This window comes from Leifsonia sp. NPDC058194, from assembly GCF_042883605.1.
In the GTDB taxonomy this organism is placed as follows: domain Bacteria; phylum Actinomycetota; class Actinomycetes; order Actinomycetales; family Microbacteriaceae; genus Leifsonia.
The window spans coordinates 246,310-269,636 of the sequence record NZ_JBHVVL010000003.1 but is presented as its reverse complement, the minus strand read 5'-3'; the positions used below and the strand labels follow the sequence as shown (position 1 = coordinate 269,636).

The following is a 23,327-nucleotide window of genomic DNA, read 5'->3' as shown; positions in this document are numbered from 1 at the left end:
GTGCACCACTCAGTGCAAGTATCTGCTGATTTCATCGAATCGGTTGACACCTGTCGAAGAAATGGAGTACACCAATTGACAAGCAATCCCATTCCGAACCCTCACACCCGTAAGGAAACCCATGGAATCCAGGATCACCAGACGACGGACCGCCCTGCGTGCCATCGCGTTGACCAGCGTCGCCGCCGCCGCTGTCGCGCTCACCGGCTGCTCGGGGGCGGCGCCCTCCGGCCCGACGACCATCACCTTCTCGTACCTCTGGGGCGGTGAGGAGGCGAAGGCGCTCGAGAAGGTCATCGCCGACTTCAACGCGAGCCAGTCCGGCATCAAGGTCGTCGGCGTCTCCAGCCCCGACGCCCAGAAGCAGCTCACCTCGATGTCGTCGAGCAACGGCAGCTTCGACATCTCGGACAACTTCGGCAACACCGTCGGATCGTGGGCGTCGAAGGGCATCCTCGCCCCGCTCGACGACTACCTGAAGACCGAGAAGGTCGACCTCGGCGAGTTCGCGCCCGCCTCGCTCGACCAGATGAAGTTCGACGGCAAGACCTACGCCCTGCCGATCGCGGTGCACACTCAGCAGCTCATGTACAACAAGGATCTGCTCGAGAAGGCGGGCGTGCAGCCTCCGACGACGATGGACGAGCTCGCCGCCGCGGTGAAGAAGCTGACCGTCACGGACGCGAACGGCGCCATCACCCAGATCGGCCTCGGCAACCCGTCGGCGTCGACTCTCTTCACGACCCTCGGCTATGCGTTCGGCGGCACCTGGGACGGCACGGACAACAAGACCCCGTCGCCGGCCGACCCCAAGAACGTCGAGGCGCTGGACTGGTACACCAAGACCCTGACGGACACCTACGGCGCCGACAAGATCACGTCGTTCACCGCCGGTCTCGGCCAGTACATGTCGGCGCAGGACCCGTTCTACACGGGCAAGGAGGCCATGGTGGTCGACGGCGAGTGGCAGGCCGTCAACATCCCCAAGGTCGCGCCGAACCTCAACTGGGGGGTCGTGGACATCCCGGCCGCCAGCGACGACCTCGCCGGCACCACCCAGGTGACGACGAGCACGCTCTTCATCCCGAGCAACTCGAAGCACAAGGCGGAGGCGGCGAAGTTCCTCGCCTACATGGTGAGCGACAAGCCGATGACCGACTTCACGCTGGCGCTCGGCAACCTGCCCTCGAAGACCGCCCTGCTGACGGACTCGGCCTACAGCGACATCCCGAACTTCGACTCGTGGCTGAACGCACTGAAGAGCCCGAACGCGAAGTCGCTCGCCAGCCAGCCGTACAGCGCGCAGTACTCGACCGACCTGGCGACCGCCTTCGACGACGTGGTGCGCGGGGTCGCGACGCCCGAGAAGGCGCTGCAGTCGGTGGCGGACAAGGCGAAGTCCTACTGATGTCGGCCACGACCGCCAAGCGCGGTGCGCGACGCCAGACCCTCCTGGGTCTGGCGTTCGCGTCGCCGTTCATCGTGGGCGCGGCGGTGTTCATCGTGTGGCCGGTGCTCGCATCGGCCGGGTACAGCTTCACGGACTTCAACCTGTTCCAGTCACCCTCCTGGGTGGGGCTCGACAACTACGCGCACATGCTGAACGACTCCACGTTCTGGAAGGCGCTCTGGAACACGCTGTTCCTCACGGTGACCGGGGTGCCGCTGACGATCATCATCTCGATCGTCGGCGCGCACTTCCTCAACCTCCCGGTGCGCGGGCAGCCGCTGTACCGGGCCCTCGTCTACCTGCCGACGATCGTCCCGGTGGTCGTCGGCGGCTACCTGTGGCGCTGGCTGCTCAATACGCAGTACGGCTTCGTGAACTACTTCCTCGGGCTGCTGCACCTGCCGCAGCCCGAGTGGCTGGAGCAGCCCGACTGGGGCAAGCCGGCCATCCTGCTGATGTGCCTCTGGACCATCGGCGGCACCATGATCATCTACCTCGCGGCGATCAAGGACGTGCCGAGCGAACTGTTCGAAGCGGCCGAGCTCGACGGCGCCGGCTGGTTCAAGCGGTTCCGGTACATCACCTGGCCGACGATCTCTCCGGTCACGCTCTTCCAGGTGATCGTGACCGTGATCGCCTACCTGCAGATCTTCACGCAGCCGTACCTGCTGACCCAGACCCGTCTCAACGAGGCGAGCGGCGGGCCGGGGCAGTCGATGATCAGCTACGCGATGTACCTGTACCAGAACGCGTTCGTCTTCCTGAAGATGGGCTACGCCTCGGCGATGGCGTGGGTGCTCTTCCTGATCACCCTGATCATCACCCTGCTGCTGCTCTGGTCGTCGAAGAAATGGGTTCACTATGGTTCTGAACGCGACTGAGACCCGGCCGGCGCCCGGCGCGAGCGCGCCCCGGCCGAACGGCGAGCGGGCCTCCCGGCTGCGCCGCCGCCGCCCGGGGCGCACCACCGGGCGCTACGTGCTCGTCTGGGTCATGACCCTGGCGTTCGTCTTCCCGTTCCTGGCGATGCTCAGCACGGCCTTCAAGCTGCCGGCCGACATCTTCAGTGCGCCGCCGACCCTGTGGCCGAAGGAGTGGACGCTCGACAACTTCGTCGCGGTCTTCGACGAGATCCCGTTCTGGCAGTACCTCTGGAACACCATCGTCATCGCGGCGCTGTCGGTGCTCGGGATGCTGATCGCCTCACCGCTCGTCGCCTATTCGCTGGCGAAGATCGGGTGGCGCGGGCAGCGCCCGCTGCTGATCATCGTGATGGCGACCATGATGCTGCCGCCGCAGGTGACGATGATCCCGCTGTTCCTGATGTGGAACGGGCTGGGAGCGACGAACTCGATCATCCCGCTCGTCGCCCCGGCGTTCTTCGGCACGCCGTTCCTGATCTTCATGCTGCGGCAGTTCCTGATGTCGGTGCCCAACGAGCTGCTCCAGGCGGCGCGGATCGACGGCGCCAGCGAGTTCCGCATCTACTGGTCGATCGTCCTGCCGCAGGCGCGGCCCGCGCTCATCACGGCGGTGATCTTCCAGTTCGTGTGGGCGTGGACCGACTTCCTGAACCCGTTGATCTACCTCAACGACTCCTCCAAATACACCCTCTCGATCGGCCTGTACTCGTTCTTCGGCGAGCACAACGTCGAGTGGGGGCCGCTGATGGCCGCATCCGTCCTGTTCACCGTTCCCGCGCTCGCACTCTTCGTCGTGTTCCAGCGCTACTTCGTAGGGGGTATCAGTGCTGGCGCACTCAAGTAGCGACGAGGGTGCGCTCGAGCGCACCGACAGCAGGACGGAGGCCCTCCTGGCTGCGCTCGCCGGCGGTCTCGTCGTGTCGTGCCAGGCCTCGGCCGGGTCGCCGATGCGCGACACACCGACCATCGCCCGGCTCGCCGTGAGCGCGTTGCAGGGCGGCGCGGTCGCGCTGCGCGTCAACGGCGTCGACGACATCGCCGCGGTGCGGGCGCTGACCGAGGTGCCGATCATCGGCCTCGACAAGCGGATGGGCCCGCGCCGCAACGTCATCACCCGCACGGACGAGCAGGTGGTCGCCTTGATCGGCGCCGGAGCCGACATCGTGGCGGTGGATGCGACCGACGAGGTCGCAGGCGATGTGGAGGCCCGGGTGCGGGCCGCCGTCGTCACGGCCGGCCCGCGGCCGATCATGGCCGACGTCTCCACCCTCGACGAGGGTCTGCGGTCGTGGGAGGCGGGAGCCGCCTTCGTCGGCACCACGCTCTCCGGATACACCCCGTACTCGCGGGCCGACCCGACGCCCGACGTGGAGCTGGTCGCCCAGCTCGCCTCGCGCGGCGTCCGGGTGCTCGCGGAGGGGCGGTTCCAGACGCCGGCGGATGTCGGCCGAGCCTTCGACGCCGGCGCCTTCGCCGTCGTGGTCGGCGGTGCCATCACCGATCCGGTGGCGATCACCCGGCGCTTCGCGTCGGCGGCGCCGCGCGCACGATGAGCGCCGTCGTCGGCATCGACATCGGCGGCACGAAGATCGCGGCCGCCCTCGTCCGGCGCGACGGTCGCGCGAGCCACCGCGTCGAGAGGCCGACCCCGGCCGGGGAGGGTGCCGAGGCGATCCTCGACGCGGCGGCGGCCGTGGCGGCCGCGGTCTCGGAGCGCGCGGGAGTGGTGCCGGTCGCCTACGGCGTCGGCAGTGCGGGCGCCTTCGACGAGGGAGGAGTCGTGGTCCACGCCACCGATCACCTCGCCGGCTGGCTCGGCACCGACGTGGCAGGCGGGCTCGGCACCCGGCTCGGCGCCCCGGTCCGCGTCGTCAACGACGTACACGCCGCGGCGCTCGGCGAACGGGCACTGGGCGGTGCGCCCGACCGCTTCCTCTTCGTCGCGGTCGGCACCGGGATCGGCGGTGCCGTGGTCTCGGACGGGCGCGTCCTGCGCGGCGCCTCGGGCATGGCCGGCTCGGTGGGCCACGTGCGCATCCCCTCGTCGCGCCGCCGGATCTGCTCGTGCGGGGGAGTCGACCACATCGAGGCATTCGCCAGCGGCCCGGGCATCGAGCTCACCTATGCCGAGTTCACCGGGCGTAGGTTAGGGCTCCGCGAGATCGGCCGGCTGGCCGCCGGAGGGGACGTGGTGGCCGCGCAGGTCATCCGGGTGGCAGCCGAGGATCTCGGGGAGTCCCTCGCGTCCTCCCTGGTGGCGATCGACCCCGGCACCGTCGTCATCGGTGGGGGAGTCGCCGGCCTCGGACCGCTGTTCATGGAGCCGCTGACGGATCGACTGCGCGGCGCGCTCCAGCCCCCGTTCTCCGAGGTGGAGGTCGTGCCGGCACGTGCGGGCAACGACGCGGCCCTGCTCGGGGCGGCTGCGCTGGCGGGCGCGTACGACGGCGCGGCGACGCCCTTCGGTTGATGATCTCCGCGCGAGCGCCGCTCCCGGAGGGCGACCCGACCCCTACGATGGCACGCATGACACAGAGTGCGCCGGAACCATTTGTCGTCGCCGACGCCGCCGCCTGGCGGGGCTGGCTCGATCGTCATGAAGACGACTCCGACGGCGTCTGGCTGGTGCTGGCCAAGAAGGGCACCACCGAGCCCACCTCCCTCAGCTACGCCGACGCGCTCGACGAGGCCCTGTGCAGCGGCTGGATCGACGGGCAGAAGCGCAGCTTCGACGCCGCCACGTTCCTCCAGCGGTTCACGCCGCGGCGCAAGGCCTCCCTCTGGTCGGAGCGCAACATCGGGCTCGTCGCTGCGCTGACGGCGGAAGGGCGGATGCGGCCGCGCGGGCAGGCGGAGATCGATCGGGCGAAGGCCGACGGCCGGTGGGAGCGTGCCTACGCCGGCGCCTCGTCGGCGCAGGTCCCCGACGACCTGGCCGCCGCCCTCTCGGTATCCCCGGCCGCCGCCGCCCTCTTCGCGTCCCTCAACGGCACGAACCGGTACGCCGTGCTGCACCGCATCATGACGGCCACCAACGCCACCACCCGGGCCAACCGCCTCGAGAAGCTCGTCGCCATGCTCGAGCGCGGCGAGACGCCGTACCCGCAGTAGGCCGTACCTGCAGGATGCCGTACTCGCAGGAGGCCGGAGGTAGGAGGCTGCCGGAGGTCGCCCCGCCGCTCCCGCGTCAGGCGGCGGACCAGCCTCCGTCGCTCGCGAGCACGACGCCGTTGATGTTGACCCCGTCGTCGCTCAGCAGGAAGGTGATCGACGCGGCGAGGGCGTCGGCGCCCGCAGGGTCGGGCATGACGGCCATGGCGGTCTGCACGCGCTCGGCGCCGAGCGGGGAGCCGAAGCTCGCCTCGATGTTGGTGATGGTCGGGCCGGGGGCCACCGCGTTCACGCGGATCCCGCTCGGGCCGTACATGAACGCGCTGCTCTTCGTGAGCCCGACGACGGCGTGCTTGGACGCCGTGTAGGCGACGCCGGCGGCCGACCCGCGCAGGGCCGCCTCCGACGCCGTGTTGACGATCGACCCGGCTGCGGCGGCGAGCATGGCCGGCACGACGGCCCGCATGAGCTTCATGGTGCCGTCGACGTTGACCGCGAACACGCGCCGCCAGACGGCGTCGGACAGCTCGTGCACAGGGGTCATGTCGTCCATGATCCCGGCGATGTTGGCGAGCCCGTCGATGCGGTCGCCCGCGGCGTCCACGATCTGCGCCACCCCCGCGTCGTCCGTGATGTCGGCGGTGAGTGCGACGACATCGGCGCCCGGGTGATCGGCGACGAACTGATCGAGACGCTCGCGCGAGACGTCGACCGCGACGACGCGGCCGCCTTCGCGCGCGATGCGGGATGCGGTGGCACGGCCGATGCCCGAACCGGCGCCCGTCACGATCACGGTCCTGCCCGCGAACCGGCCGGGGGTGATCCGCTCGACCCACTCGGCGGGCTCCGGAGCGGCGGCGGTGGGGGAGTCCTCGGCAGCGGTCGGCGCGGCCGGCGTCGGGGCGGCGCCGGCTCCGCCGTCCGCCGAGTTGGCACGGCGGACGAGGTCGTCCACCATCTCCTGCGAGAAGGCGCCCTTGCTCAGCTTGATGAGACGCTTCAGCGCGAGCCTGCTCACCGGGCGGAGCACCTCCGGGCTCTGGCCCGCCTGCGCCAGCAGCTCGCGGATGATCGGGCCGCCCGTCGGGTGCTCCAGCCAGGTCTTGATGGAGTCGTCGGCGCTCAGGGATGCGTTGGTCATGCTCGGGTCTCTTCCTCGTGCTCGGGGGCGGTGGGGGATCCGGCTCCGGCCGCGTGGCGGGCGGCGAGGTAGCCGAAGACGGCGGCGGGCCCGATGGTCGAGCCGGGCCCGGGATAGGTGTGGCCCATGACCGAGGCGGTCGTGTTGCCCGCGGCGTAGAGCCCGGGGATGGGCTCCCCGGCGTCGGTGAGCACGCGCGCGTGCTCGTCGGTGACGAGTCCGCCCTTCGTGCCGAGATCACCCGGGACCAGCGTGACCGCGGTGAAAGGGCCCTTCTCGATCGGCCCGAGGTTGGGGTTCGGCTTCACCCGCGGGTCGCTGTAATACCGGTCGTACGCCGTGCGCCCCCGCCCGAAGTCCTCGTCGACGCCGGTGCGGGCGAATCCGTTGAAGCGCTCGACGGTCGCGCGGAAGGCCTCCTGGTCGACGCCCATCGCGACGGCGAGGGCGTCGAGGGTGTCGGCCTTCACGGCGATCCCCTCGGCGAACAGTTTCTTGCCGCCCACCAGCAGGGCGGAGAACATGTAGCGGCGGCGATGGCGCGCATCCATCACCAGCCAGGACGGGTTCGCCGGCGTGACCCGGTCGCGGGCGAGCAGGTCGTGCCCGAAGTCGATGTAGCTCTCGGACTCGTTGAGGTACCGCCGGCCGCTCTGGTCGACGACGATGCTGAACGGGTCGCTGCGCTCGTTCAGCACGAAGAGCGGCTGTTTGCCCGGCAGCGGCACGGACGCACCCCACCAGGCGTCGTCCATGTAGTCGAGCGCGGCTCCGGCGTCGCGGCCGAGGGCGATCGCGGTGCCGAGGTCGCCCTCCGCAGCCGAGCTGTAGCCGGGGATGCCCTGGTACTGCTCGCGCCAGGCGGTGTTGTTCGCGAAGCCGCCGGCGCCGAGGATGACGCCGCGGCGGGCGCCGACGCGCAGCGGGCCGTCCGCGGTGTCGAGGACGGCGCCGGTCACGCGGCCGGCGGAGTCCTTCACCAGTTCGGAGACCGGGGAGGAGAGCAGCAGGTCGACACCCTGCCGCCGAGCGATGTCGCCGAGGCTCAGCATGAGCGCACCGCCCATGCCGACCAGCTTGCGCCCGGTGATCAGTCCGCCGAGCGTCCGGAACACGAAGGCCGCGCCCGCGACGAATCCCGACACCGTCGACCAGGCGCGCGACAGCAGGTAGACGTCTCCATTGCGCAGCGGCACCGGGATGGCGTCTCCGATCCGGGAGGTCGCGAGCCAGTCGCCGAGCCGCCGTGCGTTGAAGGGCTTCACCTCGAGGGACCGGCCGATCGTGCCGCCCGGCCGGTCGGGGTAGTAGTCCGGATACTTCACGGCGGGGATCCACTCCACGCCGAGCCGGGAGAGCAGGTCGACGAGCGGGGTGACGGTGTCGACGAACGCTTCACGACGGGCGGTGGACGAGGCGGTGTCCGGATCGCCGATCGCCGCCTGCAGATAGGTGAGCGCCGCCTCCCGGGAGTCGGGGATGCCGGCGCGTTTCATCACGGGATTGTCCGGCAGCCAGAGCCCGCCGCCGGAGCGCATCGTCGTGCCGCCCCATCGTTCGGTGCTCTCGGCGACCAGCACGCTCAGGCCCAAATCGGCGGCGGTGACGGCGGCCGTCATCCCTGCCGCGCCGGACCCGGCGACCAGCACATCCACTTCACGATCCCACTGCTCGGCCATGACGCCTCCAACCGGACTCCTGTGTCCGGTTGTACGCTAGCACCCGTGCCAGGTCAGGGGAAGAGCAATCGGGGGCCGAGCGCGGGCCCGGAGAACCGGCGCGCGCTGATCGCGGCCGCGCGGGAGATCTTCGCCACCGCCGGATACGGTGCGCCCCTCAACGCCGTGGCCAAGCTCGCCGGCGTCGGGCAGGGCAGCCTCTACCGGCACTTCCCCACGCGCACAGCGCTCGCGGTCGCCGTCTTCGACGAGAACATGGCGGTGCTGGAGGCGATCGCGGCCGAGCCGGAGGCGACGCTCGACGTGCTGCTGGACCGCGTCGTGGAGCAGGCGCTCGTCTCCACGGCCTTCATCGACATGCTCAACGCCGACCAGTTCGGCGAAGGGACCGTGCAACTCGGTGCACGGCTGGAAGCGATCGTCTCCGCCCTGCTCGCCCGCGACCAGGAGGCGGGGCGCGTCGGCCGCCAGGTCGAGGCCGCGGACGCTCTGCTCGCCATCGAGATGCTTGCGGACCTGCTGGCGCGCACGCCGGTGGATCGACGCGCGGCGACGGCGGCCCGGGCTCGCGCGCTCTTCGACGCGGCATTCGCCTGACGCGCGGGTCCGTCTCTCTTGCAGCCCGTCGCCTCCGCACGGCACGATGGGCGCGGAGGTGATGACGATGTCACGCCGTAGACCCTCGGTGGCCGCGCGTCTCATCGCCGTCCCCGCTGCTGCGGCGCTGCTGAGCGGCGCCGCGCCGAATCCCGGAAGCCAGCCGTGGCTGGTCGTGGGCCTCGTGTTCTTCGGAGCTGCGGCGATCGTCCTGCTCGCGGCTGTCGGCGTCAAGATGCGGCGGACCCCCGGAGCGCCGGACAAGTCCGCACGCGAGCGGGGACACGGCACGGACGAGGCTCCGCCGGATGCCGACTCCCTCGATGAGCTCTCACCCGCCGAGCAGGACGAGGAGAACGAGCAGGGCGCAGAAGGCGAGGGGACCGAGCGCTGACCGGACTCCGGCGGCGGGAGGCGAGTCGTCGGCCGAGGACCGTCAGTCCTCGGCCGCGTTGTAGCGGGCGAGCATCCCGGCGAACAGGGCGAGCTCGTCGGCCGACCAGCCCGCCAGCCGCTCGTCGAGCGCTGCGCGCACGCTCCCGGCGGCACGGTCGAGCGATTCCCGCCCGCGCTCGGTGACGACCAGCGCGTGACCGCGACCCGAATCGGCGTCGGCTCCCGCGATCAGTCCGAACTCCGCGAGCGCCCCGAGCTGGCGGGAGACGGTCGAGCGGTTGAGCTGGAAGTGGGCCGCGATGTCGACGGCCCGGCATCCGGGGTTGCCGCGGATGAATGACAGGAGGGACTGATCCACGAAGGAGAGGGTCTCGTCCTCCCGGCGCACCCGCGCCGTGCCGCGGCGGGCGATCGTCGTGAGCTCCGTCTGGATGCGTTCCACGGCCGTGGTCCTGTCAGCACTCTCAGTGTCTCGGGCGGTCACGGGACCCAGCATAGCGGTTGCACTGTGCAACAATTGATGTTGCTCAATGCAACTCTGAACCTAAGGCGCCATGTCCACCCACCGCATCGTCCCCCTGACCGTCCCGCCGCGTCCGTCGTTCTGGCCGGCCGCCTCCTTCTGGAAGGCCCTCGGGTCGCACCTGCTCATCCCGCTCTTCCTCGCGGCGGGGATGGCGCTGGCCTACCTGGGCGCGTTCCACCAGCCGGAGCCGCACGACCTCCCGATCGCGATCGTGGGCGACACCCCCGCCGCCGACGTGTTCGCGCAGACCCTCAACGACGCGGCGCCGCAGAAGCTCGACGTGACGACGGTGAAGGACGAGGCCGCGGCACGCGCCGCCGTCGAGCGACGCGACATCGCGGCCGCGTACGCGACCGACGCCACGCACGCCACGATCATCGTCGCCAGCGCCGCCTCCGAGACCACGGCATCCGCGGCCGAGAAGCTCCTGCTCCCGATCGCTTACCAGCAGCACCTCCCGGTGACCGTCGACGACGTCCGCCCCGTCGGCGCGCAGGACGGCACCGGGCAGGGGCTGTTCTTCCTCCTCGTCGCCCTGAGCGTCGGCTCGTACGCGAGCGCCATCGCGATCGCCGCCGTGACCGCGCGGATCGCGCTCGGCTGGCGGGTGGCCGTGGCCGGCGCCGCCGCACTGGTGGTCGCGGGCATCGGCGTCGTCGTCGCCGGGCCGGTCTACGGGGTGCTGTCGGGCAACGAATGGAGCATCTGGCTGCTCGCCTCGCTCTACGTGTTCGGCATAGTGACGATCGGCATCGGACTGCATCCCGTGCTCGGCAAGTGGACGACACCCGTACTCACCCTGCTGTTCGTGATGCTCAACTTCACCAGCTCCGGCGGGATCTTCCAGGCCGTGCTCTCCCCGGCGCTCTTCGCCGGGCTCAACACGTTCTGGAACGGGGCCGCCTGGCTCGAGGCCGCTCGTGCGCTCACCTACTTCCCGGGGGAGGCCTTCGGGTTCGCCGGCCTCCGGCTCGCCCTGTGGGCCGCGGCCGGCGTGCTCCTCATCGTCGTGACGCACGTGGTGAGCCTGCGGCGGCGCCGGCTCGCCGACGAGTCGCGCCTGGTCACCGCCGAGGAGGAGGAGGCCGTCGTCGCGGCCTGATCGCGTCAGCGCGTCTTCAGATTGCGCAGGCCGCCGGTGGTCGACCCGAGGTCGACATGGATGTGGGTGCAGTAGTCGGTGAAGCGCGAGATGTTCGCGAGTCCGGGCATGCTGTACACCCCGCAGTCGTCGCCCCCGGACGCCTGCCCTGCTCGGGATCCGCTCGGCAGGAACGAGTCGAGGAATCTCAGCAGGATGCCCGAAGCGGAGTCGTTGCCGCGCGTCCTCGCGCCGCCGATGTACGTGATGTCCATCGCGTTCGGCCCCGTGCTGGGAACGCAATGGCGTGACGTCGGGTTGCTCCCGCATGTGGCGACGCCGTCGTTCGCGCAGTGGCGGTTGAGATCGCTGACCTGCACCGACCCGTAGTTGCGGATGATGATCACGAGCGTCTGCAGGGTGCGCGTGTCGATGTTGCATTGCGGGGTCTGGCCGATCGTGCCATTGGCGATCGGCTGGATCTCGGCCGGGATGATCGCCCGCTCCGCCCATTCGATGATCAACGTGCCGTTGCCGTACGACGTCATCAGGCTCTGTGCGGCCGCTTGAGCGGTTGCCGGGACATTGGTGCACGTGTCGGAGCACACCGACTCGGCCGGTTGCGCAAGCGCAGCGTGTGCCTGATCCGCGGGAGTCGCCAGCGGGACTCCCGCGGCGACGGCGCAGATCATCGCGACGACGAGCACTCGAACGAGGGCCCAGGACCGGGTGCGGTTCTTCCTCATCTCAGTCCTGACTCACCTGGACGCCGGCATGGGAGAAGCACTCCTGGGCGACAGCGGACGCATCATCGACGGTCTTCTGCGGTCCGACTCCCGTCTCAGGATCGATCGGATTGTCCCGGATGAATGCGAGGTCGTCGGCGAGCGCCTGCCATGCCTGGTCGTTGCGTGCCGCCTCGGCGGCCAGCGGTGCTGCTGCGGCGACGTTCGAGGCCGAGAAGCCGGGGGCGACCGACTGGCACGCGCGGACGGCGGCCGCGAGACCTGCGGCCGTGTCGGGAGCTCCGGCGGGCGGGTCCGAGGTGACTGGGGCTCCGGTCGCCGGAGGCGGCGTCATGGACGGTGTGGCCGTCGGCCGGGCCGTTGCCGTCGGTGACGACGAGCCCGACGCTGTCGCGGTCGTCGCGGTCCGGCCGGGCGCGCACCCCGCGAGGACCGTCGCGACCGCGACGGCGACGAGCGCTCCGCGAAGCGCGCGAGATGAGACCATGATTCCCCAAGTTCCCCGGACAGGTACGTTCGCGACGATAGCCGATCATCCGGACCGCGCGCGGGTGCCGCGCTGACGGGCGCGGGAGCCCATCCGTCGTACCGGGCTGACAGGGGTCACCTACTTCCCGGGGGAGGTCTTCGGGTTCGCCGGCGGTCTCGCTAGGCTCGGCGCATGGGGATCGACGCATCATCGCTGCTGTCCGGGCCGCGCGGCCGGCGGATCTGTCTGGAGCTCGCGCAGGGCCGGTTCGACGTTCCGGATCCGACCGGGCCCGACCCGGCGTCGACTGCCGTGTTCTTCGCCGCGTACCACCGTGCCCGGGAGGCCGGGGATGCGATCTCGCTGATGACGCTGACCGACGGGTCCGGCGATGACGGGGGTTCGGGCTCGGTGCCGGAGCCGACGACCGAGGAGGTCGCCCGGCTCCTGGGCGCGCGGACCATCCCGGATCCGTCCGCCGCGGCGCTGCTCGAGCTGCTCGGCACGGCGGTCGACAGCGCCCGCTCCTGGCAGGGGCCGGACGGCGACGACCTCCTGGCGGCGGAACCGGCGCTGCGGACGGCGCTGCGCCGGGCCGCCGACGTCCTCACGCGTTCCGCCCTCACCCCGTGGTGGGCGACGCCCACCGCCCTCGGGGACCAGTGGCAGGTGCAGTTCGACGGTGGCGGCTGGGAACGCCGCGTGGACTCGGCGGCGGTGCTGGCCGAGTGGTCCGCCGCGCAGGCGGCCGACGAAGTGCGCTGGGCACCGCACGTGGCCGGTGAATCGGCGGTGTCCGGTTCGTGGTGGTCGACGCCGCCGCACGGGCTCCGCCGATCGAGTCGTGCCCTGGCGGACGGAGCGGGGCCGGTCGGGCTGCGCCTCGTCGAAGACGGTCTCGGCTGGCGCACCGCCCAGACACGCCGGCTCGGGGTCTCGCCCTCCGCCCGTGTCTACGAGATCGACGGCGCGGCGGCGTGGGCGGAGCTCTGCGGGCGCTACCCGTTCGACGTGACGGCCTCTCGGCGCTGGGACTGGGCGCGGGCGACCGGGCGCGAGGGGCGATGGCTGATCCCCGACTGGGCTCAGGTCGCCGCCGACGTCGACGGTGTGCACGTCTCCGTCGCCGGGTACCTCGAGACCGCCGGCCGGGCGGTCGAGGTGGGCGACGGCTGGGCCGGGCTGCTCGCCGGATGGAATCCCGACGAGACGGTCTGGCTCAACGACGGGGTGACGGTGCCGCTCGAGGATGAGCAGACCTGGCGCACCGACGACGACGGCGACTGGGTGCGCGCGTGATCGTCCTCGCGGGCTGACAGGGGGAGACGGTTGCCGTAGCCTCTGTGGCATGACGGAGACGTCCGCTCCCGGACTCCGCACCTTCGCCCAGGTGCTGGTGAACACGGCCGTGGCCAACGTCACGACCTCGTTCCTCTGGTTCGCCCTGACCTTCTGGGTCTACCTCGAGACGCGCTCCGTGCTGGCGACGGGAATCGTGGGCGGCGCGTACATGCTGCTCGTCGCCGTGTTCTCCATCCTGTTCGGCACGATCGTCGACCGGCACCGCAAGCACCAGGTCATGCTGTTCGCCGGTACCGTCACCCTCGTCGCGTTCGCCGTCGCCGGAGCGCTGTACCTCGTGTTCCCCGAGTCGGCCCTGCTCGACCTGGGCGGCCCGATGTTCTGGGTGTTCGCCGGGGTGATCCTGTTCGGCTCGGTGGTGGAGAATATGCGCAACATCGCGCTCTCCACCACCGTCACACTGCTGGTTCCGGTCGAACGGCACGCCAACGCGAACGGCCTGGTGGGCACGGTCCAGGGCGTCGCGTTCATCGTCACGAGCGTGTTCAGCGGTCTCGCCATCGGGCTGCTGGGAATGGGATGGACGCTGGTCATCGCCATCCTGCTGACCGCGGCGGCGCTGGGCCACCTTCTCTTCCTGCGCATCCCCGAGGAGAAGCCGCAGACGGAGGAGGGCGCGACGCCGTCGATGGACCTCCGCGGGAGCATCGCGGCGATCCGGAGCGCGCCCGGCCTCTTCGCGCTCATCATCTTCTCCACGTTCAACAACCTCATCGGCGGCGTCTACATGGCGTTGATGGACCCCTACGGGCTGGAGCTGTTCGCCGTGGAGTGGTGGGGGGTCGTGCTCGGCATCTCGGCCACGGGATTCATCGTCGGCGGCCTCCTGGTGGCCCGCTTCGGGCTCGGGCGCAACCCGATCAGGACGATGCTGCTGCTGGTCGCCCTCATGGGACTGCTCGGCGCGTTGTTCACGATCCGGGAGTGGTGGCTCCTCTACGTGGCCGGCATCTGGCTGTACATGACCCTGATCCCCGCCGTCGAGGCGTCGGAGCAGACCGTGATCCAGAAGATCGTGCCGTACACGCGCCAGGGTCGTGTGTTCGGGTTCGCGCAGGCGTTCGAGTCCGCCGCCGCGCCGATCACGGCCTTCCTGATCGCACCGCTCGCGCAGTTCGTCATCATCCCCTACATGGGCACGGGAGCGGGCGAGGCCACCTGGGGCTGGCTGCTGGGCGAGGGGGACGCGCGCGGGATCGCACTCGTGTTCCTCTTCTCCGGCATCGCTCTGGTCGTCCTGGCGCTCCTCGCCTTCACCACCCGCTCCTACCGCCTGCTCTCGGCCGAGTACCAGGGCGAGCGCGAACCGGCCCCGCTCGGGTCGGTCTGAGACCGGAAGACGCAGCCGTGACCACGAACCTCACGATCATCCAGCGCTCGCCCGACCCGGAGCGCAGCGGCACGTCGAACGACCGGCGGCCGACCCTCGCCGAGCGCTTCCGTGCGGCCGGCCGGAGTCGGATCGGCGCCGTGCTGCTCCTGCTCGCCACGGCGATCGCGATCGTGTGGGCGAACATCTCCTTCAGCGGCTACGAGGCGTTCTGGGAGACGCACCTGACGCTGGGCCTCGGCGAGCTGCATCTCGACTTCACCCTGCACGCGCTGGTGAACGACGCGCTGATGGCCATCTTCTTCTTCACCGTCGGGCTGGAGGTGCGCCGCGAGTTCGCGATCGGAGAGCTCACGAGCTGGTCGCGCGCGGTGGTGCCGGTGGTGGCGGCCCTGTTCGGGCTCGCGGTGCCCGCGCTGATCTTCGTGCTGTTCACGGCCGGCACGGGCGACGCGCACGCCTGGGGGATCGTGATCTCGTCCGACACGGCCTTCCTGGTCGGAGCGCTCGCCTTGATCGGCCCCCACGCCACCGGGCGCCTCCGCGTGTTCCTCCTCGCACTGGCCGTGGTCGACGACATCGGCGCGCTCAGCATCATCGCCCTGGTCTACACGAAGGACTTCACCCCGCTCCCGCTCATCATCGCTGCGGTCGGCCTCGTCGGGGTCTACCTCACGCGCTACCTCCCCGCCGGGCGCGGCCCGGTCTACGCCACGCTGGCGATCGTCGTGTGGCTGTCGTTCCTCGCGTCGGGAGTGCATCCCACGCTCGCCGGCGTCGCGATCGCGCTGCTCATCCCGGTCTACCGGCCCGACCGGCGCGACGTCGAGCACGCTCTCGACCTCGCACGCACGTTCCGGCAGTCCCCGAACACGGAGTACGCCCGTGCGGCGGCCAACAGCCTCCGGGAGTCGATCTCGATCAACGAGCGCCTGCAGTCCGCGTGGTCCCCGTACGTGGCGTACGTCGTGCTCCCGCTTTTCGCCCTCGCCAACGCAGGGGTGCGGCTGGACGGCGGCATCCTCGCCGGCGCGCTGGTCTCGCCGCTCGCGTGGGGCGTGGTGGCCGGCCTCGTCGTCGGCAAGTTCGTCGGGGTCTTCGGCTCGACGTTCGCGATGCGGAAGCTGCGGATCGGCGACTTCGGCCCGGGGCTCACCGTCGACAGGCTCGCCGGAGGGGCGGCGCTCTGCGGCATCGGCTTCACGATCTCGCTCTTCATCGTCGACCTGGCCATCCCGGACGAGACGGCGCAGAACGCGGCGCGGGTCGGCGTGCTGGCGGCGACGGTCATCTCGTTCGCCGTGGCGACGGTGATCTTCCGGATCTCCGATGCGCGACGCCCGAAGGAGGAGGCCGGTCTGACGCTGGTGCGTCCGGTCGACCCGGCGCGCGACCACATCTTCGGCGACCCGGACGCCCCGCTCACCCTCGTCGAGTACGGCGACTTCCAATGCGGGTTCTGCCTGAAGGCGACCGGGTCGGTCGGGGACGTGCGCGCCGAGCTGGGGGACCGGGTGCGCTACGTCTGGCGGCACGCCCCGCTCACCCGCTTCCACCCGAACGCCCTCGCGGCGGCCGAGGCCTCGGAGGCGGCGGCACGTCAGGGGAAGTTCTTCGAGTTCGAGCGCAGCCTGTTCGCGGACCAGGAGCACCAGCTGCCGTCGGACATCCTGCGTCGCGCCGAGGACCTCGGCCTCGACCTCGACCGCTTCGAAGCCGACCTCGCCTCACCGGAGGTGACCGCGCGCGTGCGCGACGACATGCTCGACGCGGAGGCGATGGACATCACGGCGGTGCCGACGTTCTTCATCAACGGCCGCCGCCACATCGGCCCCTACGACGCGCAGACCCTGATCAGGGTGCTGCAGGAGACGGCGCCGGCGGCGTCGTCGCGGTGAGTTCCGCACCCGGCGGAACGGTCGAGAGGAAGCGGCGCAGGTCGTCCGCCTCCTGAGCCGCGATGCCGTGCCCGAGTCCGGGGTAGACGTGCTGCTCGAGGGTGGTGTGCGCGGGCAGCCAGAGCGCGGTGCGGTCGACGGCCGGACCGGCGATCACGCCGTCGGCGTCCCCGCGCCCCCAGAAGGCCGGAGGCCGGGTGGAGACGAGAAGGTCGTCGGCGGGCTGCGGTGCGGCCTGCACGAAGCCGGCGAGCACGGCGGTCGCAGCCACCCGCTCGGGACGGGTCCGCAGGAGCTGGGTCGCCATGAGACCGCCCTGCGAGAAGCCGATCGGGACGATCCGGGTGCCTGCGCCGAGCTGCGCGTCGACCCACTCCCAGATCGCGTCGGTCGCCGCGGCGACCGGAGCCGGATCGGGGCTGCCCGGGGTCGAGATCGGGAACCACGCGGCGCCGCCGTTCGGCGTCGCGAGCGGCGCACGCAGGGAGTACCAGGGCAGTGCCCCGGGGAGCGTGGAGGCGAGAGCCGTGAGGTCGTGCTCGTTCGAGCCGTAGCCGTGCAGGAGGAGGGCCGCCACGGGGGCGTCCACGGGCTGGCCGGCCGGCGCGATCGCCTGGGAGACCGCAGGTCCGGCGGCCGTCATCGGGCGAGGAGCTCGTCGGCGGTGACGTCCGGAAGCACGACGCTGACCTGGGTGTCCCACGGGTCCGCGACGACGACGGAGCGGCCGTCGTCGGCGAACGGGATGCCGTGCTCGCGCAGCCGGGCGGCGAGCGCATCGAGGTCGGTGCGGTCCGGGACGGTGATCGCGACCTCGCCGAGACCCAGGCTGGCCGCGCGCGGACCGGAGCCGGCGCTGTTCCACACGTTCATCGCGATGTGGTGGTGGTACCCGCCTGCGGAGGCGAAGAGCGCGCCGCGGTACTCGCTGAGCGTGGACTCGAAGCCGAGCGCATCCACGTAGAAGGCCTTCGCCGTCGGGATGTCGCCTACCTGCAGGTGCACGTGGCCGACGGTGCCGTTCAGCGCGGAACCCGCATCCAGCACCTCCTGGGCGAGGTTGGCCTGCAGGTACGCGTTCGGGTCGAGCCAGGTGGTGTCCATCAGGATCTGCCCGCGTTCGAGCTTCCAGGCGTCGCGCGGGCGATCGGTGTAGAGCTCGACGCCGTTGCCCTCGGGATCGGTGAAGTAGAACGCCTCCGAGACGAGGTGGTCGCTGGAACCGACGAACCGGCTGCGCGGGTCCTGTGCGGCGCGGTAGACGGTCGCGGCGAGGTTGGCCGCATCGGGGAAGAGGAAGGCGTTGTGGAAGAGGCCGGACTGGCGCGGGTCGACCGGCGGCAGGTCGGGCGTGTGGATGAGCGACACCATCGGCGTGCCGTTGCGGCCGAGCACGCGGTGCACCTCGCGGCCGCGGGCGTCGGCCTTCTCGTCGAGCGCTTCGAAGGCGAAGGCGGCGGAGTAGTACGACGACATCAGCTCCAGGTCGCCGACGCGGAGGGTGGGGGCCGCCATGTGGGTGGCGGCGTCGAGCAGCTGGTCGGTGGTCATCGTGGGTCCTCGATCGATTCGAAAGGTTGTCGTGTCAACAATCCTACGCGCATTTCGTTGAAGCTTCAACCATTCACCCGCAGATCGCGCACGCACATTCGGCACGAATGTCGGGAAACGGCGGGCGTTTCGCGACATTCGTGCCGAATGCGGGCGGTGCGAGTGGGGGCTCGGGGGGCTCGACTACATGTCGCGGTAGCGGCGGGCGGCGGCCAGGGCGTCGCGCAGGCCGGCGGCGTCGAACCGCTTGACGTATCCGGGGGTGTCGCGCTGGATGCGCCAGCCTTCAGCGAGCGGGCCGATGTCGACGGCATCGAAGCCGAACTGGTCGATCAGCGCGGCGACGCGGTCGCGCGCCTCGGCGTCGTCGCCCGCGACGATCAGCGCGCGGCGGTCGGCCGTGCCGGCCGGCTGGCCCTCGGTGGTGAGGGCGGCGGCGCCGATGTGGTTGAAGGCCTTGACGACCTTCGAGGTCGGCAGCGTCGCCTGCAGGCGCTCGGCGACGGTGGTCGACTCGTCGTCGAGCTCCGGGACGCTGCCGTCGCGCTGCGGGTAGTAGTTGTTCGTGTCGATGACGATCTTGCCCGCGAGCTCGGCGACCGGGAGGGTCGCCTCCGCGGCGAGCGGAACGGTGACGACGACGAGGTCGCCCGCGGCCGCGGCCTCGGCGGGAGTCGCGGCGCGTGCCTGCGGCCCGAGTTCTGCGACGAGGCCGGCGAGGGTCTCGGGGCCGCGCGAGTTGCTCAGCACCACGCTGTAGCCGTGGGCGACGGCGAGACGGGCGAGCTGGGAGCCGATGTGGCCGGAACCGATGAGTCCGATGGTTGTCATACTCGTCTCGAACCGGTGGTCCGGCCGAGTCATTCCCCGGGCCGGCAAGCCGTCAGGACATACCCGGCAGGCGCCCGGCTGTCAGGCGCAGAGCCCGACCCCGGCCGAGGTGAGCACGACCGTGCGGTTCTGCGCCGCGATGGCGTCGGAGTAGGCGCCCGATGCGTCCGTCTCGGTGCGCCAGCCGCACCAGTCGTGGCCGACGCCCGCGGTGGTCAGCTCCGCCGCGGGGACGCCCAGAGCGACGAGGGCGGCCTTGACGGCGGCGGCACGGCTCTGCGAGAGGGCGAGGTCGGCGGTGTTGCTGGTCGCCTGGTCCTTCGAGGCGGTGCCGGTGATCGTGACGACCTGGCCGTTCTGCTCGATGGCCGGGACGAGGGAGGCGAGCACCTGGTTCGCGGCGGCGGGGTCGGCGAAGTCGGCGGTGTTCTTGGTGAACCTCAGGTCGCTGTCGCGGATCACGACGGGGTGCGTCCAGTCGGTCTTGGTCGCGACGGCCTCGACGGGGACCGGCGTCACTGCGGGCAGCCCGGCGGCGGCTGTGCCGGAGGCGGGCTCGGGCAGTAGGGAGAGCGTCCCGCCGGCCGCCTTCACGATGGCCGTCCAGATCGCCTCGAGGTTGCTGCGCGCCGGGATGGTGAGGGGCTGCTGCGCTCCGGCGGTGTCGCCCATCCCGGACCAGTAGACGGTGACGCCCTTCAGGTCGGTCGGCAGCAGGGACCGGGAGGTCAGGTCGGCGACGACCTGCGCCGGGTCGGCCGAGAGCAGGCCGCTGCCGGCGAAGTCGAGCGGGTCCGTGGTCTGCAGGCCGCTGCCGACGACGAGGACGCCCATCGGGTTCTTCCCGAGGTTGCGCGCGGCCTGGTCGATGGCGCCCAGGAAGTCGACCTGGGCGTTCGCGGCCTTGAGGCCGTCGATGTACTGCGTGATCTGGGTGAGCTTCGTGCGCTGCTCGTTCTGGCACACGATGGCGTCCTGCGCGGTGGATCCGATGAGCGTCGTGCCCATCACCTGCGGCGTCCCGGAGGGGATGACGACCGTCACGCTGCCATTGCTCGCGCCGACGGCCTTCAGCTGGCTGGTGGCCGAGGCGGGAAGGGCGGTCGTCGGGGCGTTGGCCGTGCTGCCGGCGACGACGCCCAGGTTGCGCGGGGCGGACTGGTCGCAGGCCGCACCGGATGCGGTCGCCGACGAGCAGGCGGTGAGGCCCGCCGCGAGGGCGATCACGCCGGCGAGGGCGAGCGCGGTGCGGAGGCGGGGGAGGGTGGTCACGAGTGGCTCCTCGAGGTCAGGACTGGGCGGGCCAGGCGGGGTGCTCGGGCGGCGGGGTGGAGGCGGCGTGCGCGCCCGGCCCGGCCTCGACCGCAGCGGCACTGCGCCGGGCTTTGAGCTCGCGGATGATCTGGCTCGTGCTCTCGGGGTCGCGTTCGCGCTGTGCCAGGCGGACGCCGAGCTGCGCGCGCACCACATCCACCCTGGAGTGGAACGTCACGCGCGCCCCGGTGTAGCGGATGGCGTCGTGGGCGTCGAGCTGGAACGCCAGCCGGGTCGCCTCGCCGGCCGCGACCGACTCCCCGCGCAGCTTGTCGCGGTGCAAGCGCAGCCGCTCGGCGTGCGCGTGCGCCTTCTCGGCAGCGGTGAGCAGCGGCTTGGTGGTGACCCAGGCGATCACGAAGCTGACGGCGCCGGAGGTGGCGAGCACGCCGAGCATCAGGAACGCCATGATCGTGTCGGGCGCCGTCCACGAGAACGCCGGCGCCGACGGCGCGGTGCCGCCGCCGACCAGGCCGGTCAGCCCGCCGGAGGAGGAGGCGTCCATCCCGGCTTTGATCCGGGCGACGGTGATCGCGGCGAGGAGCGCCGCCCACACCAGGCACAGGGCGATCGCGGCGGGGATCCATCCCCTCGCCATGACCCGGGCCTGCACGCGCCGCAGGACGATGGCGACGGCGTGGGGCAGCGTCACGACCGCCAACGAGATGCCGAAGGTGATCACGTACATCTGCAGGCCGATGGAGCCGTACTGGCTGTCGTTGCGCAACAGCAGCGTCAGTGCCTGGGCGAGCAGGATGTAGTCGACCGCGAGCATGGCGACGAGCAGCACGTAGACGAAGACGTGCGCGACGGGCGAGAGGTGCCCGACGGTCGGGCGGTGGCGAGGCGGGCGGGTGACGATGTCCCTGGCCATGGTCGTCCTTCCTGTTCAGGCTGTTCAGGCGTAGTTGTGGAGGTCGGGATCGCTCCCGAGCAGGCGGGCGTCGAGCCGCTGGACGGCCTCGTCGGCCCGGCGGATCTCGGCTTCGGTGCGTTCGAGCGCGCTGCGGATGAGCTCCTCCCGCGCTTGCGCCTGGGCGACCCGGTCGGAGCAGACGGCGATGTTGCGCGTCCGCTGCCGTTCGAGCTCGGCCGCGCCGGCACGCTCGAAGGCGGCGAGCTCGTGCTCGAAGACCTCCAGCGTCTCGACGTCGACGGCGTCGCGCAGCTTCCGCAGCCGCCACAGCAGCCGGCGGCGCAGCCGCGAGACGTTCGGGACTCGGTACTCCGTGAGCCGGTCACGCTTGGCCATCGGTTCCCCCTTGCCAGTGTTCGAGTGCGTCGGTGCGCGTGGTCAGCCAGTCGGAGCGGCGGAGCTCGGGAGCACCGGCCCGGTCCGGGATGCGGTCGGCGGCCTCCCGGGGCAGCGCCCCGCGGTAGGCGCCCCAGTAGACGGCGATCTTCTCGTCGGATCGGTCGAAGTGCCGGGCCGCACGGAGCCGCGCGAAGGTGAAACGGGCGTGGATCACGGCGGCGAGCTCCTCGGCGCGGCGATGGCCGCGGGCGATACGCCGCTCCAGGCGCCGCAGCTCGGCGTAGGCCGGCCCGTCGCCCACGGCGATGCGCGCATGGTCGCGCTCGGCCGGCGGGAGCGCGTCGAGCCGCTCGTCGAACGCGTCGAGATCGGTGCGCACGGCGGCGGTCAGGAGGCGGTGCTCGGTCAGCTCCCGGCGTACGCGACGGTGGAAGCGCTGCTCCTCACGGCGGGCGTACGCGTTGGCGCGGGCCTGGAGCGCGGCCACGGTCGACGGCGCGCCGGTCTCGGGTGCGGGCGCGCCGCGGAGCGCCTCGGCGTCGTGCCGTGCGCGTTCTTCCAGGCGGCGCCGGGTCAGCGGGCCGACCCTGAGCGGCTGCGTCGTCATGGGATGGGAGCGTAAGGAACGCCACTGAGCGGAAACTTTGGGTTGTTCGAACGTTTCCTGAAAGTGACCGAACCGTGACCTCGCGGCGTCAGCGCTGCCTGCCGCCCTGCGGGACGGCCTGCTCTCCGCGGACCGGGCCGCACCGCACCTGAGCGTCCACGCAGGCGGAGACGTCCGCCGCCATGCGGGTCTGCTGCCAGCCGTCGACGAAGTCGGCGTGCCCGGTGACGGGCGGCCCCTGCGTCTGCGGGCCGGTCGAGAGGGTGATGCCCGCACCGCTGGAGGTGGGGTATGCGACGTGCATCACGATCTGGGGGATCTGGATCGGGTGGGAGGACGGACATCCCGCTGCCGTCGCGTACACGGCGCCGGAACGGTCGCGCCCGTCCATGGTGTGCCCGTCCCAGCAGTTCGGGAACGTGATCACCAGTCGCAACTGCGCTCCTCCCGTGCAGTCGTGGGGAGCGGCGGAGCGACTCGGGCGCCGGTCCGCCGGTGTCGTGGTGCAGGTCCAGTCGACGACGGAGGTCGACTGGGGTGCGGTCGCCGTCTCGTCGCCGGCGATGAGGCTGATGCCCTCGGGCATCGCGTGGGTGGCCGATGCGGTGGCGGCGGGAGCCCGCCAGTAGAGCAGCGTGCGCGACGGGGTGAGGGGAGTTCCGTGCTGGTACACGACGGGGGTCCAGTAGGCGGAGGAGTCGGCGGCGGTCGAGCAGGTCGTGCGCCCGCCCCGGAGCGTCGCCGCCGTCGACGAGGCGATGACCGCCGGGTTGCCGAAGAAGTCGTGCTGCATCGACATCCCGGTCATTCCGGGCATCATGATCGGGTCGTTCGGCGCCGTCCGGCTGCGGGTGCAGGTGTCCGTGAAGATGCCCGGGTCCCGGCCGCCCGCGGGGAATCCGGCGGTCGACACCGCCGGCGGCGTCGCCGCAGTGACGGCCGTGGTCGTCAGGGCGGCGGTTCCTGCTGCCGTGCCGACGGTCAGGGCGAGGACGGCCCCGGCGGCGAGGGCGAAGCCGGCGGTGGAGAGCGATCGGAGGTGCGACATGCACGCCAGTGG

The 23,327-nt window shown here is 71.3% G+C and carries 25 protein-coding genes; 12 read left to right on the top strand and 13 right to left on the bottom strand.

All coding sequences use genetic code 11. The features are described 5' to 3' along the window. Positions 1 to 121 precede the first annotated feature (121 nt). Genes ACFVU2_RS13475 through ACFVU2_RS13450 form a run of 6 tightly spaced genes read left to right on the top strand, consistent with a single transcriptional unit; the run spans position 122 to position 5,484 of the window. Complete coding sequence (locus ACFVU2_RS13475; protein ID WP_387875083.1) at positions 122 to 1,408, top strand: ABC transporter substrate-binding protein; 1,287 nt, start codon at positions 122 to 124, stop codon at positions 1,406 to 1,408. Continuing rightward, the gene (locus ACFVU2_RS13470) at positions 1,408 to 2,331 is read left to right on the top strand and encodes a carbohydrate ABC transporter permease (RefSeq protein ID WP_387875080.1); all 924 of its coding nucleotides are present in this window, start codon (positions 1,408 to 1,410) and stop codon (positions 2,329 to 2,331) included. The genes ACFVU2_RS13475 and ACFVU2_RS13470 overlap by 1 nt, the downstream gene beginning before the upstream one ends. Continuing rightward, positions 2,312 to 3,217: a carbohydrate ABC transporter permease gene (locus ACFVU2_RS13465; RefSeq protein WP_387875078.1), complete on the top strand. Its 906-nt coding sequence runs from the start codon at positions 2,312 to 2,314 to the stop codon at positions 3,215 to 3,217. Before ACFVU2_RS13470 ends, ACFVU2_RS13465 begins: the two co-directional genes overlap by 20 nt. Continuing rightward, the gene (locus tag ACFVU2_RS13460) at positions 3,198 to 3,926 is read left to right on the top strand and encodes an N-acetylmannosamine-6-phosphate 2-epimerase (protein ID WP_387875076.1); all 729 of its coding nucleotides are present in this window, start codon (positions 3,198 to 3,200) and stop codon (positions 3,924 to 3,926) included. The genes ACFVU2_RS13465 and ACFVU2_RS13460 overlap by 20 nt, the downstream gene beginning before the upstream one ends. Next, positions 3,923 to 4,843, top strand: coding sequence for an ROK family protein (locus ACFVU2_RS13455; protein ID WP_387875073.1), 921 nt, complete (start codon positions 3,923 to 3,925; stop codon positions 4,841 to 4,843). The genes ACFVU2_RS13460 and ACFVU2_RS13455 overlap by 4 nt, the downstream gene beginning before the upstream one ends. Positions 4,844 to 4,899: 56 nt before the next feature. Next, the gene (locus ACFVU2_RS13450) at positions 4,900 to 5,484 is read left to right on the top strand and encodes a YdeI family protein (RefSeq protein WP_387875070.1); all 585 of its coding nucleotides are present in this window, start codon (positions 4,900 to 4,902) and stop codon (positions 5,482 to 5,484) included. A gap of 76 nt (positions 5,485 to 5,560) precedes the next feature. Here the strand turns inward: ACFVU2_RS13450 and ACFVU2_RS13445 are convergent, their stop codons facing one another. Then, positions 5,561 to 6,625, bottom strand: coding sequence for an SDR family NAD(P)-dependent oxidoreductase (locus tag ACFVU2_RS13445; protein WP_387875067.1), 1,065 nt, complete (start codon positions 6,623 to 6,625; stop codon positions 5,561 to 5,563). Next, complete coding sequence (locus tag ACFVU2_RS13440) at positions 6,622 to 8,304, bottom strand: FAD-dependent oxidoreductase (protein WP_387875064.1); 1,683 nt, start codon at positions 8,302 to 8,304, stop codon at positions 6,622 to 6,624. Before ACFVU2_RS13440 ends, ACFVU2_RS13445 begins: the two co-directional genes overlap by 4 nt. Positions 8,305 to 8,349: 45 nt before the next feature. Between ACFVU2_RS13440 and ACFVU2_RS13435 the strand changes: the two genes are divergently transcribed. Further along, positions 8,350 to 8,901 (top strand): TetR family transcriptional regulator, encoded by a 552-nt coding sequence (locus ACFVU2_RS13435; RefSeq protein WP_387875061.1) that lies wholly within the window; start codon positions 8,350 to 8,352, stop codon positions 8,899 to 8,901. A gap of 67 nt (positions 8,902 to 8,968) precedes the next feature. Further along, positions 8,969 to 9,295, top strand: a complete 327-nt coding sequence (locus ACFVU2_RS13430; protein WP_387875059.1) for a hypothetical protein — start codon at positions 8,969 to 8,971, stop codon at positions 9,293 to 9,295. Between the two features lie 42 nt (positions 9,296 to 9,337). Here ACFVU2_RS13430 and ACFVU2_RS13425 read toward each other — a convergent pair whose 3' ends face one another. Next, entirely contained in the window at positions 9,338 to 9,739 is a 402-nt protein-coding gene (locus ACFVU2_RS13425; RefSeq protein WP_387875056.1) for a MarR family winged helix-turn-helix transcriptional regulator, read from the bottom strand. A 112-nt stretch (positions 9,740 to 9,851) separates the two neighbouring features. Here ACFVU2_RS13425 and ACFVU2_RS13420 point away from each other — a divergent pair, with 112 nt between their 5' ends. Continuing rightward, the gene (locus tag ACFVU2_RS13420) at positions 9,852 to 10,925 is read left to right on the top strand and encodes a hypothetical protein (RefSeq protein ID WP_387875054.1); all 1,074 of its coding nucleotides are present in this window, start codon (positions 9,852 to 9,854) and stop codon (positions 10,923 to 10,925) included. A gap of 5 nt (positions 10,926 to 10,930) precedes the next feature. Here ACFVU2_RS13420 and ACFVU2_RS13415 read toward each other — a convergent pair whose 3' ends face one another. Together ACFVU2_RS13415 and ACFVU2_RS13410 are read right to left on the bottom strand one after the other, a co-directional pair. After that, a complete protein-coding gene (locus ACFVU2_RS13415; protein ID WP_387875051.1) occupies positions 10,931 to 11,650 on the bottom strand; it encodes a hypothetical protein in 720 nt (239 codons plus the stop codon). Between the two features lies 1 nt (position 11,651). Further along, positions 11,652 to 12,137: a hypothetical protein gene (locus ACFVU2_RS13410; protein ID WP_387875049.1), complete on the bottom strand. Its 486-nt coding sequence runs from the start codon at positions 12,135 to 12,137 to the stop codon at positions 11,652 to 11,654. A gap of 174 nt (positions 12,138 to 12,311) precedes the next feature. Between ACFVU2_RS13410 and ACFVU2_RS13405 the strand changes: the two genes are divergently transcribed. From ACFVU2_RS13405 to nhaA, 3 genes are read left to right on the top strand one after another with little or no spacing between them, the layout of a single operon-like run. Further along, complete coding sequence (locus tag ACFVU2_RS13405) at positions 12,312 to 13,418, top strand: hypothetical protein (RefSeq protein ID WP_387875046.1); 1,107 nt, start codon at positions 12,312 to 12,314, stop codon at positions 13,416 to 13,418. Positions 13,419 to 13,467: 49 nt separating this feature from the next. Then, positions 13,468 to 14,811 carry an MFS transporter gene (locus ACFVU2_RS13400; protein WP_387875043.1) on the top strand — a complete coding sequence of 448 codons (1,344 nt, stop codon included), beginning with the start codon at positions 13,468 to 13,470 and terminating at the stop codon, positions 14,809 to 14,811. 17 nt (positions 14,812 to 14,828) lie between these two features. Continuing rightward, positions 14,829 to 16,709 carry a Na+/H+ antiporter NhaA gene (gene nhaA / locus ACFVU2_RS13395; protein ID WP_387875040.1) on the top strand — a complete coding sequence of 627 codons (1,881 nt, stop codon included), beginning with the start codon at positions 14,829 to 14,831 and terminating at the stop codon, positions 16,707 to 16,709. On the opposite strand, the gene ACFVU2_RS13390 is transcribed toward nhaA, so the two are convergent. The 8 genes from ACFVU2_RS13390 to ACFVU2_RS13355 form a co-directional block, all read right to left on the bottom strand. Beyond that, on the bottom strand, positions 16,666 to 17,352 hold the full coding sequence (locus ACFVU2_RS13390) for an alpha/beta hydrolase (protein WP_387875038.1): 687 nt from the start codon (positions 17,350 to 17,352) through the stop codon (positions 16,666 to 16,668). The genes nhaA and ACFVU2_RS13390 overlap by 44 nt on opposite strands. Further along, positions 17,349 to 18,260, bottom strand: coding sequence for a VOC family protein (locus tag ACFVU2_RS13385; protein ID WP_387875035.1), 912 nt, complete (start codon positions 18,258 to 18,260; stop codon positions 17,349 to 17,351). The genes ACFVU2_RS13390 and ACFVU2_RS13385 overlap by 4 nt, the downstream gene beginning before the upstream one ends. A gap of 183 nt (positions 18,261 to 18,443) precedes the next feature. After that, positions 18,444 to 19,091: an NADPH-dependent F420 reductase gene (locus ACFVU2_RS13380; protein ID WP_387875032.1), complete on the bottom strand. Its 648-nt coding sequence runs from the start codon at positions 19,089 to 19,091 to the stop codon at positions 18,444 to 18,446. 81 nt (positions 19,092 to 19,172) lie between these two features. Continuing rightward, the gene (locus ACFVU2_RS13375) at positions 19,173 to 20,363 is read right to left on the bottom strand and encodes an OmpA family protein (protein WP_387875029.1); all 1,191 of its coding nucleotides are present in this window, start codon (positions 20,361 to 20,363) and stop codon (positions 19,173 to 19,175) included. Positions 20,364 to 20,379: 16 nt separating this feature from the next. Next, a complete protein-coding gene (locus ACFVU2_RS13370) occupies positions 20,380 to 21,279 on the bottom strand; it encodes a hypothetical protein (RefSeq protein WP_387875027.1) in 900 nt (299 codons plus the stop codon). Positions 21,280 to 21,303: 24 nt separating this feature from the next. Continuing rightward, the gene (locus tag ACFVU2_RS13365; RefSeq protein WP_387875024.1) at positions 21,304 to 21,657 is read right to left on the bottom strand and encodes a hypothetical protein; all 354 of its coding nucleotides are present in this window, start codon (positions 21,655 to 21,657) and stop codon (positions 21,304 to 21,306) included. Beyond that, positions 21,644 to 22,267 (bottom strand): hypothetical protein, encoded by a 624-nt coding sequence (locus ACFVU2_RS13360; RefSeq protein WP_387875021.1) that lies wholly within the window; start codon positions 22,265 to 22,267, stop codon positions 21,644 to 21,646. Before ACFVU2_RS13360 ends, ACFVU2_RS13365 begins: the two co-directional genes overlap by 14 nt. A gap of 88 nt (positions 22,268 to 22,355) precedes the next feature. Next, complete coding sequence (locus tag ACFVU2_RS13355; protein WP_387875018.1) at positions 22,356 to 23,315, bottom strand: DUF1996 domain-containing protein; 960 nt, start codon at positions 23,313 to 23,315, stop codon at positions 22,356 to 22,358. Positions 23,316 to 23,327 lie beyond the last annotated feature (12 nt).

Coding starts and splice junctions, on each gene's coding strand:
- ACFVU2_RS13475 (WP_387875083.1), top strand. CDS start 122: ATGGAATCCAGGATCACCAGACGACGGACCGCCCTGCGTGCCATCGCG.
- ACFVU2_RS13470 (WP_387875080.1), top strand. CDS start 1,408: ATGTCGGCCACGACCGCCAAGCGCGGTGCGCGACGCCAGACCCTCCTG.
- ACFVU2_RS13465 (WP_387875078.1), top strand. CDS start 2,312: ATGGTTCTGAACGCGACTGAGACCCGGCCGGCGCCCGGCGCGAGCGCG.
- ACFVU2_RS13455 (WP_387875073.1), top strand. CDS start 3,923: ATGAGCGCCGTCGTCGGCATCGACATCGGCGGCACGAAGATCGCGGCC.
- ACFVU2_RS13450 (WP_387875070.1), top strand. CDS start 4,900: ATGACACAGAGTGCGCCGGAACCATTTGTCGTCGCCGACGCCGCCGCC.
- ACFVU2_RS13445 (WP_387875067.1), bottom strand. CDS start 6,625: ATGACCAACGCATCCCTGAGCGCCGACGACTCCATCAAGACCTGGCTG.
- ACFVU2_RS13440 (WP_387875064.1), bottom strand. CDS start 8,304: ATGGCCGAGCAGTGGGATCGTGAAGTGGATGTGCTGGTCGCCGGGTCC.
- ACFVU2_RS13430 (WP_387875059.1), top strand. CDS start 8,969: ATGTCACGCCGTAGACCCTCGGTGGCCGCGCGTCTCATCGCCGTCCCC.
- ACFVU2_RS13420 (WP_387875054.1), top strand. CDS start 9,852: ATGTCCACCCACCGCATCGTCCCCCTGACCGTCCCGCCGCGTCCGTCG.
- ACFVU2_RS13415 (WP_387875051.1), bottom strand. CDS start 11,650: ATGAGGAAGAACCGCACCCGGTCCTGGGCCCTCGTTCGAGTGCTCGTC.
- ACFVU2_RS13410 (WP_387875049.1), bottom strand. CDS start 12,137: ATGGTCTCATCTCGCGCGCTTCGCGGAGCGCTCGTCGCCGTCGCGGTC.
- ACFVU2_RS13405 (WP_387875046.1), top strand. CDS start 12,312: ATGGGGATCGACGCATCATCGCTGCTGTCCGGGCCGCGCGGCCGGCGG.
- ACFVU2_RS13400 (WP_387875043.1), top strand. CDS start 13,468: ATGACGGAGACGTCCGCTCCCGGACTCCGCACCTTCGCCCAGGTGCTG.
- ACFVU2_RS13390 (WP_387875038.1), bottom strand. CDS start 17,352: ATGACGGCCGCCGGACCTGCGGTCTCCCAGGCGATCGCGCCGGCCGGC.
- ACFVU2_RS13385 (WP_387875035.1), bottom strand. CDS start 18,260: ATGACCACCGACCAGCTGCTCGACGCCGCCACCCACATGGCGGCCCCC.
- ACFVU2_RS13380 (WP_387875032.1), bottom strand. CDS start 19,091: ATGACAACCATCGGACTCATCGGTTCCGGCCACATCGGCTCCCAGCTC.
- ACFVU2_RS13370 (WP_387875027.1), bottom strand. CDS start 21,279: ATGGCCAGGGACATCGTCACCCGCCCGCCTCGCCACCGCCCGACCGTC.
- ACFVU2_RS13365 (WP_387875024.1), bottom strand. CDS start 21,657: ATGGCCAAGCGTGACCGGCTCACGGAGTACCGAGTCCCGAACGTCTCG.
- ACFVU2_RS13360 (WP_387875021.1), bottom strand. CDS start 22,267: ATGACGACGCAGCCGCTCAGGGTCGGCCCGCTGACCCGGCGCCGCCTG.
- ACFVU2_RS13355 (WP_387875018.1), bottom strand. CDS start 23,315: ATGTCGCACCTCCGATCGCTCTCCACCGCCGGCTTCGCCCTCGCCGCC.